Source organism: Paenibacillus sp. FSL M7-0420 (assembly GCF_038002345.1).
Classification (GTDB): domain Bacteria; phylum Bacillota; class Bacilli; order Paenibacillales; family Paenibacillaceae; genus Paenibacillus_AQ.
Genome location: NZ_JBBOCJ010000001.1, coordinates 7,371,032 through 7,382,635 on the forward strand (window position 1 = coordinate 7,371,032; position 11,604 = coordinate 7,382,635).

Below are 11,604 nucleotides of genomic sequence, written 5' to 3' on the forward strand. Positions count from 1 at the left end.
CATGTGAAATTTCGATGCATTGGAGAGGTACCGAAGCGGTCATAACGGGGCGGTCTTGAAAACCGTTAGGGTGCAAGCCCACATGGGTTCGAATCCCATCCTCTCCGCCATTCCTTAAAATGCCCCGCCACATAAGATATTGTGGTGGATATGACATAAACGCACTAGACTGTTGAACAGCGGTCTGGTGCGTTTTTTTGTGTTCGTGACCGTTAGAGGAGAATCTAACGGGAGGTATTCATTATGAATGTGAACACAGGAAAAACAGCCCATAAACGGGGACAAAGAAAGAATAATTTAGACATACCTCAGCGGTTATTAGACCGCCTTACTCCTTCGGTCTTGGAAACGCCCCAATTCACACAGCAAGGCGCAGTGAAAGCCCCTCAGGAGACTCTGACGTTGAGTAAGCTGTTTAACCGCTACTATGCCGCACGACAAGCGGCAGGAGCAGCAGAACGCACCTTAGAAGACTATAGGAAGCATATGAACTGGTTTCGGCGTTTCTTGGCATCGGAGTACAGCGGTCTTGATAACTTTGTACCTAACCGTGATGTCATTCGTGTATGGATTTCCTCTATGTTGACGATTCAAAAGTTGAAGCCCTCAACAATAAATATCAGATTGCGTACAGTTAAGGCAATGTTCAATTGGGCTATAAGGGAAGGGATTATTAGAGAATCCCCTGATGTCTTTTCTGCTTGATACAGGAGTACGTATTGGGGAATGTATGAGAATATTTGTACAGGAAGTTGATTTACAGAATCGCTCTGCTTCTGTACGTGCAGAATCAGCTAAAACTAGAAAAGCGCGAACAGTTTACTTTGGAGTAAGAACCCAAGAGCTATTGGTTATTTACCTCGCTTGGCATGAGATGAACGGACAAGCTCCAAATTTATTTCTAAATGAATATGGTCAGCCATTAGATAAGAATTGGGCAACCAGATGTATTAGCTACATCGGGAAGAAGGCAAAGATTACGGGGGTTCGTATAAGCCCTCACACATTCCGACATACATTTGCTACTCGTTATATAAAGGCAACAGGTGACCCTTTCTCATTACGGCGATTGCTTGGACATTCTTCAATGGAGATGGTCAACCGTTATGTTAATCAAGATGTTGCTGATGTTCGTGAGCAATATGAGAAGTTTATGAACAGAGAAGAATGAGTGGTGCTTACGGACTAAGGTAAGATGATGTAACTGCCGCCCGAACTCTGGGCATGGTCAGAAAGAATGTAAGTGATGTTGTGGATTTGATGAGCAGTACAATAAAAGATTATGGTTGCGTTAGTTTTGTTGTATAATATGGGAGGGAATACCACTTATATTATAAGTTATATTATAACTTCACTACCCCCTTATTTTCTAGTAAGGGGGTGTTTTGCTATATTTTTAACCAATATTCTTAACTATTTTGATACTAATCTAGGGAATGGAATTAAAGAAATTTTGAAAACTTATTGGTTTGTAATTGGAATGCTATTTGGTGCCGTATTGTATCTAATTGAGCAAAAGTTTAAGAAATAATTTTGAGGAGGGATGTGCTTGAAGCAAGAGAGAAAAATCATTGGAATTGAGGAATACAGAAGGATAAAGACCTTTAGGAAATATTCTAAACCTAAGCCTATTAAGAAACTGACAGCAGAACAAATGAAGTCGTCAAATGAGAAGAAAAGACGAGAAGATTGATGAAGTTTCAGAACATCAAACTTGATTAATAGGAGTGAGCGTTTATGAGTTCTATAAAGCCGTTAGAGCAAGTTATTGAAGATGAAAAAGCTCTGAGGTTACTGGAAATGGTTGGTATGTATTTTCAGTATATTAATGAAGCTCGGACAACATTAGATGATATGACAATCATGCTCAGAGATATAATTTTAGAGCCTTACAAATGTATGGGACTACCATACGATGATAGCGTCGAGTTGGTTCGCGGTTTAGATAGGCTTGCACTAGGAGGGGGCACAAAAGAAGAGTTCGTTGAGTTTGTTGAAAATTGGAAGCAAAAACAAGGCTAATATTTATCCTTTGCCGCCGCCGTAAATTCCTCGGATTTCAGTAGGAAAGAGAAAACTGTACTGCTCCTTAAAATCTAATATTTGATTGTATAGGCGACTTTCTAAACGGAGGTCGTCTTTTTTTGTTTCCGCGACTTGGCAGTATCAGCATTATACATGTTTGGTTCTTTCTTTCCTCTCCAGCATCCATTATCAGTTTGAATTTCATTCGACTATTTGGCGATTTTTGAAGCTGTATTCTTAAATATATAGATGTGTCCGAATAAGGCATATTAGGACTGAATCAAAGCTCTATTTTAGAAAATTAATCAAAGGATAAGTGGTAATGGAAAGTTTAGTGAAATCAAATGTAGTGTGTGACAAGTACGGCATTTCTAAGCGTACGCTATGCAGGTGGAAACTTGAGGGATTACCTTCAGTCAAATTATCATACAACATGGTCAGGTATCAGCTTGAAGAAGTGGCTAAATGGATTGAAGCTAACAAAGTTATGGCGGAAGGAGCAGGAAGGAAATAGAATGAGTAGCGTAATCGAGAATGGATTTGAAGATGAATTAAAACCCTATATTGACGAAGGTACTGGAATGCAAATGGCATTAGTAAACCTGCACTATTATGAAGTGCGTAATAAGAAGCAACTTGAAGGCTTTCAGAGAAAGTTAGAGAAGGAAAGAGTTATGAAAAAAAGAGGGAAGAATAAGGCCGCATGTGGTTGTTCTTTTTTTACAAGCTTGATGGTGAAAAAAGAAGGCGGGGACTAGCTGCTTCTCTTACACCCATGTTGTTGGATTTACAGTTACGGCGGAACGAACAGCAGTACTTACTGCTCCCCAAGCTACTGTTCCACCGCTTGAGTTTTTGGCTCGAATACCTGTAGAACTGCCACCATCCAAAGAAATGCCCATTGTGCAGTCTAGGCTCTTCATAATTCCACGAACATCCCAAACGGAAGCGCTCTCAATAGCAGCTAAAATGATTTTTCGGCCAGCTTTGTACCCAATTGCAGTTCGGGCACGTGCAGCATTGTCGCAGACATTATTCACAGAACTTGCATTCTCTTCGATATCCGTACAAATCCCCTTTGGATTCGGGCTAGTTCTACTATAGAACTGGGTGGAGGTAGTATAGTTTTCATTCAAGTGCAGGCTCAAACCTCCAATGGCCCACTTTATTCGAGAACTAGGTACTGCATTGCCACTGTTGTCTTTAACATCAGTATAGTTATGAAGTACCTGAACTTTGAGGAAAGTACCATCATTTAGGTCTGGACTGAAATGGAACATTGTTCCTCGTCTAAATAATTTACTGCTCGTGCCATTAATACTCCCGCTGGAGGATGGACCGACGGGTTGGGGAGAAGATCCACTTTTTGCAACAGCAATTCCTGTAAGAAGCGCAGGAGATCCGCCGAAAAATGTACCATTCACACCGAATTTATTTGAGCCACTTAGCGAGGTGATACCTTCGACATTAATAGCATCCAAATCAGCTTCAATGTAACGGACTGTTTTTCTATTGATTGTCGTACTGGTATATTTGGCTGTACTCATTTTGTATTCCTCCTATAAAAAGTATCATTTGCTACTTAAGGGATGGTGCGAAATCACTAAGTAGTATTATAATAATATGTAACGTTACGCAATATAAATTGTTTTGATTCCTCCATTGAAGAGGGTGAAGGCAGAGGAAATAAGTTCTGCTACCATTGTAGGAGTAGTCGTATTCCTTGCCTTCCTTGTATAAAAAAGGGAAAAACAAGCAACCTTTATAACGAACAAACGTCTAATAATATGGAGAACAAATTTTTGAAGGAGGAAATGACGTGAAGAGTAAAACTATAAGAAAAACAGGAATGGTTTTCTTGGCCTCAATCTTTGTGCTTTCGGTTCTAGGAACAACCGTTTTCGCCAAGCAAACTGCTCAAATTTTAGTGAATGGAGCTAAGGTTTTGTCCGATGTTGAGCCTCAACTTGTAAATGGAAGAGTGATGGTTCCACTTAGCTTCATCTCCAAAGCTTTAGGAGCCAATGTGAATTGGGATAATAAGACCAAGACGGCTTCGATCCAATCGCAAGGAGCAGGTGCGGCACAGTCTGATGTATGGAGTCAAGACCTATCTAAAATCGATCAGGTATCTTACATCAATGCCCGAAATGCTGTGATTAGTTTCATTATGAAGCATGATGCGAGAGACCAGACGGGACGAGAGCTAGTAGCTGATAAATACGATAGCGATGTTCCGACCTATACTCCGGATGTCATCATTCCAAGTGGCGGAAATCCAACAACCATTGATTTCAAGGTGAAAGATGCCAAATTCGAGAAAGAGACTTGGACCATTAGAATTGCACTGTATGAATCGGTAGCAGGAGACGCTGAACTTGGTATTCAGGAATTGAATGTAGATTTCCAAGTGGACAACGGTTCATACAAAATTAAAGGCGCTTGGCTGGCAGGCCAACCCAAAACGCTTGATAATCATACCGTATTTCCTGGGCTAAATTTAAAACGCTAATAGAAATATCCCCTTGTAAAAGAGGGGATATTTCTATTGGATATTATATTGCGTTATGTTACGTATTATGATATTATTCGGTTAGGGTAATGAATTATCTTTTGGCTTTATCGTTCAGGTGGGTGTCCGGGATCTAGTTGAACGATAGAGGAAACGATGTTCTGTATCCTATAATATTTCGTAACGTAACAAAACATAATATTAACTGAGGAGTGATTTAAAATGCCTTGTTCTAAAAATAACCTTATTCCTGTTTCTATGCCGATGACGCCGACAATTTCAACTCATGATGGCTTTTCAAGTATTAGTGGGCGTCGGTTGTACATTTGTGACAATCCTGAACCACTCAATGCCAGCGTGTTTGCTGGTGGACCAATGGCTACTATGTGGTCTGAACTAGTACCAAACACCACTTCCGTTAGTTACCGTTTGTTTGTGTGGCATCATAACCCTTCGTCAGATACCACACGAAAATATGGGGTTACTATTGGCAATGCAGGCGCGAGTGCTGTTACCGTTGGTGGTATTCGGTACGATTCAGTTGTTGGGACAAATAGTAATTTCTTGAACGTCGTTGGCACGTGTTTGGCAGAGACTCTCTTAGCTCAAAGTTACTCTTCTGCGCCAAATATTACTATTGGACTCAACAAAGTCCAAACAATACTTGAATTTGAGCTTAAGCCAAATGAGGTAAGAGGCTTATTGGTTGAGTTCACACTTACTAGCCCTACGCCGATCACGGCCAGAATTCGTACCGTCGCTGGTTCTACTGCTTCACAGGTGCTTAATACTTGGCAAGGAAGTGTTATTGGCACTGTTGGTGGTCATCCGAGAGGCTCGTGGAATTACTCCGAAGTGCAGGGGAGTGGCCGTACAATCAGTTTCGGTGCAGCGGCAAGTATGAATGGTATTTCTGTTTTGGGGGCTGCATCGCCAGTTTTCCCTGAACCTAGTCCATCCGGTGGAATGCTTGCTAATCCGGCCGGCTTTGGTGGTATTTACAATATTAATCTGACGTTGCAAAATACTTCTGGAAAACAGCAAACTGCAGACCTCTATCTCAATCCCCGAGGAGGAGCATTTGTTGGTGCGGTTAAAGTAGGGAGCAATCCAGTAGCGGGTATCCCTGTCACACAGGCAGCCGTTCAAGGGGTCAAAATTGGAGGATTTAGTATCAACGCTGGGCAATCTGTAACAGTTCCCGTCAGAATTACTAGTGGTGGTGGAGCCTCAACTCCCGTTGCTTTAGTCCTTCATAATCGAGGATGAATTTTTAAAAAAGGTCCTGCCGACATCTTTAGATGTCGGCTTTTTCTGTGCCTTAATGAAGGCAACTTCTAGCCGATTACCGATTGCGGAAAGGGCGGGTTATTTGCGATCTGATGAGACACCATAAAATGCTTATAGATCACATATCGTTTGAAAGGAGAAGACCCAACCAGTAATCCTTGTACCAAGTCTTGTATGTGCGTTGACCGATAGTAACTCCGAAGTAAGAAGATCCCTGCTGCTAGTTTGGTGAAATCAAAACAAATAACGTCTTTTTATGGTTTTAATAACACATTTTTTATGTTATAATAATAGTGAAAGTAAGGAGGGGTCGAATGGTCGAAAAAGATAAGACAAGGCTCACGGTGTATTTTCCGCCAAGTACGAAAGAGGATTTAAAAGACATGGCCGAGCAGACGGGGTTATCCCAAACCCAATTGGTTGTGATAGCTACGCATAGTTTAATTGAGAATTATAAGATGGAAGGCAACGCAATTTTTAAAAATCTCATTATGAAACCAAAGTGATTCGTTATGTTTGTATTGTGTACCGTGACAAAACGCTTTATAATACAATTTTGAAGGGAGAGGATGGTTGCGATGAAATACCCACTCACACTATTCGGCTACTCGGTAGATGGAGAGTTTATATTTAATGGGGAACAATTTCAACTGGAGATAAGTAAAGAGGATCAGGAATCATTAAAGTATTACCTCGCTCGGGCACTTCCCCGTTATAACGTTTCCCCGAAATCCACCTTGGAGGGCTTGATCACCCAGGCGATTGAAGTAGAGAAGACTATACCGAAAGGTCATATGAGTGAACCGCGTCTTAAACTGCCATACGAGTTTCAGCCTGAAATTAAAGAAAAGTTAATCGAAGCCGCTGAAATGCAAGACATTTCAGCGACCAAATTGTTGATTCGTTTGATTGAGAAAAAATATCAAAATGTGATTGAACAAGGGAGGTAAGGTCAATGGCCTATGGTAACAAGGTGAAGTTCCACTATGATGTTCCCGCCTATGTGAAGAAGCAACTGGCCGAGGCCGCGAAGAAGTTAGGGGTAACGGCGACTGAACTATTATCCAAGACCATTGAGGAAGAATACGAACGAGTCAAAAGTGAAAAGCAAAAAAAAGGCTAAGCTTCTGATGCTAACCGATAAAGCAATTCAAGATCGGGCAAGGAAATCGTAACATGGGTGTAGTTGTCTTCTGATGTAGAAATCGTATCGGTAGAAAAACAGTGACACACTGTGTAGTTTTCTTGCCTGTTGTGTTCAATAAGCCCAAGTCTATATATGTAATTCAACTTGGCTACAAAAAAAGAAAATTGCGAGTCTGGACCGGATTCAAGAACAATCATCACTGGTTGTCTTAAATTAATCGGTAGCTCAGACTTTAAATGATCGAGACATTGGCTGGAAGACATAGCTTTATAGGTTTGTTCCAAAACCCTCTTCCCCCTTTCAAATTAGAAGTCCGCATTCCAATTATACCAAACATTTGTTCGTATGTTAACATAAAGAACTACGGAATCGCTTTTTTAAGGGCTATCATGTAAAAACTACCAGTACATATTATACGAGATTCAGGTTCCAAAAGTTTCTTGATTGTGTTTAATGTTGGAAAAATTTGATCGATATTATTTGAGTTAAAGTAAACTTGACCTTAAACATCTCTTGTATCATTTTCAGTTGGTCTAGTATTACTAGAGGAGCGATCTTTCTCCAATATTTTCAATATTAATGTCATGGTCTTATTAAGTTGCGTCAAGCGCTTATCTAGGGAATCTAGTCTTTTGTTAAAGCTGCCGAGCAGCGTTCTTAACAAGATTAGTGCAATCAAAATCGGAAACCCTATATTGCCAATCAACTCGGTATAATTGGTAACATCTAAAATATCCACGAATCCCCTCTCCTTTCCTTAAATTTACATACTTATATTATATTATATTGCGTTACGATACGCAATATAATATTTGTCTCAACAAAAGCGGCTCCGGGCAAGTATGCCTAGAGCTGCTTTTGACCGATACTTTCGGAATGTGCCTTTAGTATATCTAAATGGAAGAAAGTTGTTTATTTCGGGGGCATGCTGAAATCTAATTCTGTGATATAAGTTCACGAAGATTTTTCCTAGCTCTTTGCAATCTCTTAAAGGTAGCAGCTTCTGTTATATTCACGATGACACCAATTTCTTTAGAACTTTTTTCATCTATATAGAACAGTTCAACCATTTGGCGCTGGTCATTATGTAATTCTTCGATGGCACTATATAATTCCTCACGCATCCATTTTTCTTCTAACAGTGCTTCTATAGTGAAGCAACCATTAGAAGTTTCGTAAAGAGGGCCGAGGGCATTTAAAATTTCAGCTTCTTTATTTGCCTTCCTTATAAAATCAATTGCGGTAGTGATAAATAGAACCATTTATTATCCATCATTGGCGCACTCGCCCCCATTATGTGGTGAATGGTTTTTTATCTTAGTGTTCAGTGAGTAGGATTATTAACTGCAACACATCAAGTATATCTGACATGGAAAATATTTGGAATAAAAGGTCGGGATTCTCCACTTACCATCGTTATATATCATAGGAGCAGTTTAGAAGCTTCTATTTGCTTCCTGTACAGCTGGAAATGAATTTCTTCTGAAGGAGGTTGGGTGTTGAAAATTTTAGGGTTTGGAAACATTTCTCTCGGATGGATCATTTAGAATAATGAGACAATGATCCACTCCATTCCTGTGCAGGTAAACACTCAAAGGAGGATGGGGTTTCTTATGAAGGCTAAGAAAATACGTTTTGGAAAGAGCTTTACAATTGTAACGTTGATGTCAGCTTTTCTCGTATCAACATTTCCGACGCAATCAAGCGCATATCTTACTCACGGTGGTAAATGGAGCAGTCCGGATATGCTAACCTATTGGATTGATAGCTCAGTGGCGTTTATTGGTTTTACAAGTGCCTCTGATCATGGTGGAGTGGCTTGGAACAGCTCGCCATGCGTATGGTTCAGCAAACAAAATAGCGCTACAGGAGCGCATATTAAATTTTATGGTAGTTCAACCGATATTGGGGATGTGTATGCTGACACGTTGAACTATTCTTGGGGAACTCCAAGTTGGACAGGCAATTACTCAAACTCAGTTATTCGCTGGAATGAACCAAGGGCTAAATCCCTGGAGCCAGCACGTGCTAAAGAAACGGCTACCCATGAAATAGGACATTCATTAGGACTCAAACACTCTAATACAACGAATGCCATTATGCGTCAGTCGGGCTGGATTTATGGTACCTATCCTCTGCAAGACGACTTTGATGGTATAAAGGCGATTTATCAATAAATTTTACGGAGGGGAAGCATTGTGCTGAAGGTGTTGAAACCAAAGTTTTTAATTACCGGACTTTCGATCGCATTAGTCGCTACAGTTCTTGTATTGATTCCCGTATTTGCTAAACAAGGGGGAGTAGATACAGCAAGAGCGAAATCGATTCCTTACGCAATTTCCCAAGGTAGTGCTATTAGTTTCGAAACGTTTTCCGAAATGGACTCTCAAACAGACATTGTTGTTAAAGGAATAAAGATCGGGGTTGAAGAAGTGATTATGAAGAAAGATGTGGACGGACTGGCTATTGACTATCGCACATTATCAAACTTTGAACTGAGCGATGTGTTTAAAAATAATACCGATCAAAAGTTGTCCAGTGGGGAAACCATCATAGTCCAAGAGAATGCAGCGGTCGACTCATCAAGAGTTTACAGCACATTAGGATATCAGTTGATGAATGAAAACGAAGAATATTTGTTGTTTCTAAGAGAAAGCCTCACTGATCCTGGTGTATACATTATCCGTGGTGTTGTTTATGGTAAAGTACCGACTACGAATATGGGCATGTTATCTAAAGATGCAACCAATGCACAATTCCAGGGAGACGAAGATACGCGGGAACAATTAGAGGTTATTTTTGAGGTTGCACGCGAAGCATATTTAAATTGAGTTAAAATTAAGGTTGTATAAAATGTGGTTTGGGCTAATGAGAGAAAGCGATGTTGTAAAAGTCGTCTTCTCTATTTTTTGTGTCTCGAAAAGCATGCTTTTACGAACGAAGAAAAACCAATAGAAAATAGTTCGCAAAAGTCTTATTTAATCATTTACGAACGTTCGCCAATGATTTACACTTTTAAGTACACCCATGAAGGGAGAACTTAGAATGGTAGATATAGCTTATGGGCGAGTTTCAGCCAAAGACCAAAACCCAGAACGACAGCTCCAAAAATTTCGGGAGCTGGGCATTGAAGATCGTTTTACTTTTGTAGATAAGCAGAGCGGGAAAGACTTTGACCGAGAACAGTATAAGGCTATGCGTCTTGTGCTGAGAGAAGGAGATTTATTATACCTGGATGCTCTGGATCGGCTGGGCAGAGACTATGACGGCATCCTCCGGGAGTGGAAATATATCACACGGGAATTAAATGCTGATATTGTATGCTTGGAAAACGAAAGCTTATTCGACAGTCGCCGGTTCAAGGCCCTGGGTGATATGGGGAAGCTGCTGGAAGATCAGTTCCTTAGCATGTTAGCCTGGGGAGCTGAACAGGAGAGGAAAAAGAATCGTATTCGTCAAGCTGAAGGTATTCAAGTTGCTCAAACGAAAGGTGTGAAATTTGGTAGACCAAAGCTTGAAATTACAAAAGAGTTTATACAAACGTATTCAAAATGGAAGGCTGGGAGTATTCCCGCAATCGTTGCCATGGACGAACTAAAGATTTCAAAAACCAGTTTTTATAAGCTGGTCAAAATTTACGAGTCTGATCTTTCGGGAAAAATTGAATATGCACAGTAAGCATCTGATCCTAAGTCTATATAGCAAAAGGCATGACTCTTTATTAATTGAGTCATGCCTTTTTTGGTTGTCAAAATGATTAGCTCATAAGTTCAATTTTCACGCTGTTTGCTCCAGACGGTTTACCAATGCCTACCCATGCACGATACGTCAATTCCACTCCACGATTGGCAGGCGCGGTATCGGTTACCCGAACAACGATAGACTGGTTGTTGGAAAGGTTTGTGACTTTAATATACTTATTACGGTATGTGCTGCTCCAACTATTAGTCGATGTCATGGCACACGTTAAATCGACAGGGTGAAGCACTTCTCCGTTACCTACAGTGGTATTTGAAATATTCTGATATGCACTCAGGTCGCTGTATCCTGAACATGATGGAGAGGTTGTGCCTGCCGCAGTACCTTGGCAAGGGTGTCCGTAAAAATCACAACGAGCACTGGAAGAAATGACGCTCTGCACGGAAGCACCTGTATTTGTCGGAGCGACGAGCGCTTTAAGTGGATTGTCACCGGCTGCGCTGGCAAAGTTCGGATTAACTGCCGCACGAATTTGGTTGGCAGTCAAAAGGGCATTATGCCAAGGCATAGGGCCAGATGCTGTCATGATTGCCGTTTGGGTGGTACTTGCTCCTGAGTTGCTCCAGTGGGTCGGTTCATAGAGTTTAGACGGATGCTGTTTCCAACCATCACTGCCGTTTGTGTCGTACAGATAAGTGACCTGGCCTACATTTCGGCGTACACGTGGACAGCTAATGACATATTGTCCGTTCTCATATGATGGAGTAATAAAGTCAAGATCCCGGTTAGGATCGGCAAAAATGTAATTCAAACGCTGTTTAACGGCATCTACACGAGAAAACGTATCACCAACAATATATTTTCCGTTAATGTACAAACCATATACGTCACCAGTAATTAGATTAACAGTAGCAGTATTAGCCATGAGAAA

At 40.8% G+C, this 11,604-nt stretch carries 18 protein-coding genes and 1 tRNA gene; 14 read left to right on the forward strand and 5 right to left on the reverse strand.

What is annotated here, in order from left to right:
* Positions 1-21: 21 nt before the first annotated feature.
* The 6 genes from MKX51_RS31770 to MKX51_RS31795 all read left to right on the forward strand — a co-directional run bounded on the left by MKX51_RS31770 (position 22) and on the right by MKX51_RS31795 (position 2,783).
* A tRNA-Ser gene (locus MKX51_RS31770) sits at positions 22-110 on the forward strand.
* A 133-nt stretch (positions 111-243) separates the two neighbouring features.
* Positions 244-705 carry a site-specific integrase gene (locus MKX51_RS31775; RefSeq protein ID WP_340995207.1) on the forward strand — a complete coding sequence of 154 codons (462 nt, stop codon included), beginning with the start codon at positions 244-246 and terminating at the stop codon, positions 703-705.
* Entirely contained in the window at positions 689-1,171 is a 483-nt protein-coding gene (locus MKX51_RS31780; RefSeq protein ID WP_340995208.1) for a tyrosine-type recombinase/integrase, read from the forward strand. The genes MKX51_RS31775 and MKX51_RS31780 overlap by 17 nt, the downstream gene beginning before the upstream one ends.
* A gap of 378 nt (positions 1,172-1,549) precedes the next feature.
* Positions 1,550-1,693, forward strand: coding sequence for a hypothetical protein (locus MKX51_RS31785; RefSeq protein WP_340995210.1), 144 nt, complete (start codon positions 1,550-1,552; stop codon positions 1,691-1,693).
* 44 nt (positions 1,694-1,737) lie between these two features.
* Entirely contained in the window at positions 1,738-2,022 is a 285-nt protein-coding gene (locus MKX51_RS31790; RefSeq protein ID WP_340995212.1) for a hypothetical protein, read from the forward strand.
* A 518-nt stretch (positions 2,023-2,540) separates the two neighbouring features.
* Positions 2,541-2,783, forward strand: a complete 243-nt coding sequence (locus MKX51_RS31795) for a hypothetical protein (RefSeq protein ID WP_340995213.1) — start codon at positions 2,541-2,543, stop codon at positions 2,781-2,783.
* Between the two features lie 9 nt (positions 2,784-2,792).
* Here MKX51_RS31795 and MKX51_RS31800 read toward each other — a convergent pair whose 3' ends face one another.
* Positions 2,793-3,572: a phosphodiester glycosidase family protein gene (locus tag MKX51_RS31800; protein WP_340995215.1), complete on the reverse strand. Its 780-nt coding sequence runs from the start codon at positions 3,570-3,572 to the stop codon at positions 2,793-2,795.
* Positions 3,573-3,844: 272 nt separating this feature from the next.
* Between MKX51_RS31800 and MKX51_RS31805 the strand changes: the two genes are divergently transcribed.
* The 5 genes from MKX51_RS31805 (at position 3,845) to MKX51_RS31825 (ending at position 6,950) form a co-directional block, all read left to right on the forward strand.
* Positions 3,845-4,537, forward strand: a complete 693-nt coding sequence (locus tag MKX51_RS31805) for a copper amine oxidase N-terminal domain-containing protein (RefSeq protein WP_340995217.1) — start codon at positions 3,845-3,847, stop codon at positions 4,535-4,537.
* A 222-nt stretch (positions 4,538-4,759) separates the two neighbouring features.
* Entirely contained in the window at positions 4,760-5,806 is a 1,047-nt protein-coding gene (locus tag MKX51_RS31810; protein WP_340995219.1) for a hypothetical protein, read from the forward strand.
* A 335-nt stretch (positions 5,807-6,141) separates the two neighbouring features.
* The gene (locus MKX51_RS31815; protein WP_340995220.1) at positions 6,142-6,333 is read left to right on the forward strand and encodes a ribbon-helix-helix domain-containing protein; all 192 of its coding nucleotides are present in this window, start codon (positions 6,142-6,144) and stop codon (positions 6,331-6,333) included.
* Between the two features lie 63 nt (positions 6,334-6,396).
* Entirely contained in the window at positions 6,397-6,777 is a 381-nt protein-coding gene (locus MKX51_RS31820; protein ID WP_340995223.1) for a hypothetical protein, read from the forward strand.
* Positions 6,778-6,782: 5 nt separating this feature from the next.
* A complete protein-coding gene (locus tag MKX51_RS31825) occupies positions 6,783-6,950 on the forward strand; it encodes a hypothetical protein (RefSeq protein ID WP_340995224.1) in 168 nt (55 codons plus the stop codon).
* Here the strand turns inward: MKX51_RS31825 and MKX51_RS31830 are convergent.
* The 3 genes from MKX51_RS31830 to MKX51_RS31840 form a co-directional block, all read right to left on the reverse strand.
* Complete coding sequence (locus MKX51_RS31830) at positions 6,947-7,258, reverse strand: hypothetical protein (protein ID WP_340995225.1); 312 nt, start codon at positions 7,256-7,258, stop codon at positions 6,947-6,949. The two genes, MKX51_RS31825 and MKX51_RS31830, sit on opposite strands and share 4 nt — an antisense overlap.
* Before the next feature lie 218 nt (positions 7,259-7,476).
* Entirely contained in the window at positions 7,477-7,713 is a 237-nt protein-coding gene (locus MKX51_RS31835) for a hypothetical protein (protein ID WP_340995227.1), read from the reverse strand.
* Between the two features lie 196 nt (positions 7,714-7,909).
* Positions 7,910-8,236 (reverse strand): RNA polymerase sigma factor, encoded by a 327-nt coding sequence (locus MKX51_RS31840; RefSeq protein ID WP_340995229.1) that lies wholly within the window; start codon positions 8,234-8,236, stop codon positions 7,910-7,912.
* Positions 8,237-8,587: 351 nt separating this feature from the next.
* Here MKX51_RS31840 and MKX51_RS31845 point away from each other — a divergent pair, with 351 nt between their 5' ends.
* From MKX51_RS31845 to MKX51_RS31855, 3 genes are all read left to right on the forward strand, one after another.
* A complete protein-coding gene (locus MKX51_RS31845) occupies positions 8,588-9,151 on the forward strand; it encodes a matrixin family metalloprotease (RefSeq protein ID WP_340995231.1) in 564 nt (187 codons plus the stop codon).
* 21 nt (positions 9,152-9,172) lie between these two features.
* Positions 9,173-9,805 (forward strand): hypothetical protein, encoded by a 633-nt coding sequence (locus MKX51_RS31850; protein WP_340995232.1) that lies wholly within the window; start codon positions 9,173-9,175, stop codon positions 9,803-9,805.
* A gap of 214 nt (positions 9,806-10,019) precedes the next feature.
* Positions 10,020-10,652 carry a recombinase family protein gene (locus tag MKX51_RS31855; RefSeq protein ID WP_340995233.1) on the forward strand — a complete coding sequence of 211 codons (633 nt, stop codon included), beginning with the start codon at positions 10,020-10,022 and terminating at the stop codon, positions 10,650-10,652.
* A 79-nt stretch (positions 10,653-10,731) separates the two neighbouring features.
* On the opposite strand, the gene MKX51_RS31860 is transcribed toward MKX51_RS31855, so the two are convergent.
* Entirely contained in the window at positions 10,732-11,598 is an 867-nt protein-coding gene (locus MKX51_RS31860; RefSeq protein ID WP_235218517.1) for a septal ring lytic transglycosylase RlpA family protein, read from the reverse strand.
* Positions 11,599-11,604 lie beyond the last annotated feature (6 nt).

Coding starts and splice junctions, on each gene's coding strand:
- MKX51_RS31775 (WP_340995207.1), top strand. CDS start 244: ATGAATGTGAACACAGGAAAAACAGCCCATAAACGGGGACAAAGAAAG.
- MKX51_RS31780 (WP_340995208.1), top strand. CDS start 689: ATGTCTTTTCTGCTTGATACAGGAGTACGTATTGGGGAATGTATGAGA.
- MKX51_RS31790 (WP_340995212.1), top strand. CDS start 1,738: ATGAGTTCTATAAAGCCGTTAGAGCAAGTTATTGAAGATGAAAAAGCT.
- MKX51_RS31795 (WP_340995213.1), top strand. CDS start 2,541: ATGAGTAGCGTAATCGAGAATGGATTTGAAGATGAATTAAAACCCTAT.
- MKX51_RS31800 (WP_340995215.1), bottom strand. CDS start 3,572: ATGAGTACAGCCAAATATACCAGTACGACAATCAATAGAAAAACAGTC.
- MKX51_RS31810 (WP_340995219.1), top strand. CDS start 4,760: ATGCCTTGTTCTAAAAATAACCTTATTCCTGTTTCTATGCCGATGACG.
- MKX51_RS31815 (WP_340995220.1), top strand. CDS start 6,142: ATGGTCGAAAAAGATAAGACAAGGCTCACGGTGTATTTTCCGCCAAGT.
- MKX51_RS31820 (WP_340995223.1), top strand. CDS start 6,397: ATGGTTGCGATGAAATACCCACTCACACTATTCGGCTACTCGGTAGAT.
- MKX51_RS31825 (WP_340995224.1), top strand. CDS start 6,783: ATGGCCTATGGTAACAAGGTGAAGTTCCACTATGATGTTCCCGCCTAT.
- MKX51_RS31840 (WP_340995229.1), bottom strand. CDS start 8,236: ATGGTTCTATTTATCACTACCGCAATTGATTTTATAAGGAAGGCAAAT.
- MKX51_RS31845 (WP_340995231.1), top strand. CDS start 8,588: ATGAAGGCTAAGAAAATACGTTTTGGAAAGAGCTTTACAATTGTAACG.
- MKX51_RS31855 (WP_340995233.1), top strand. CDS start 10,020: ATGGTAGATATAGCTTATGGGCGAGTTTCAGCCAAAGACCAAAACCCA.
- MKX51_RS31860 (WP_235218517.1), bottom strand. CDS start 11,598: ATGGCTAATACTGCTACTGTTAATCTAATTACTGGTGACGTATATGGT.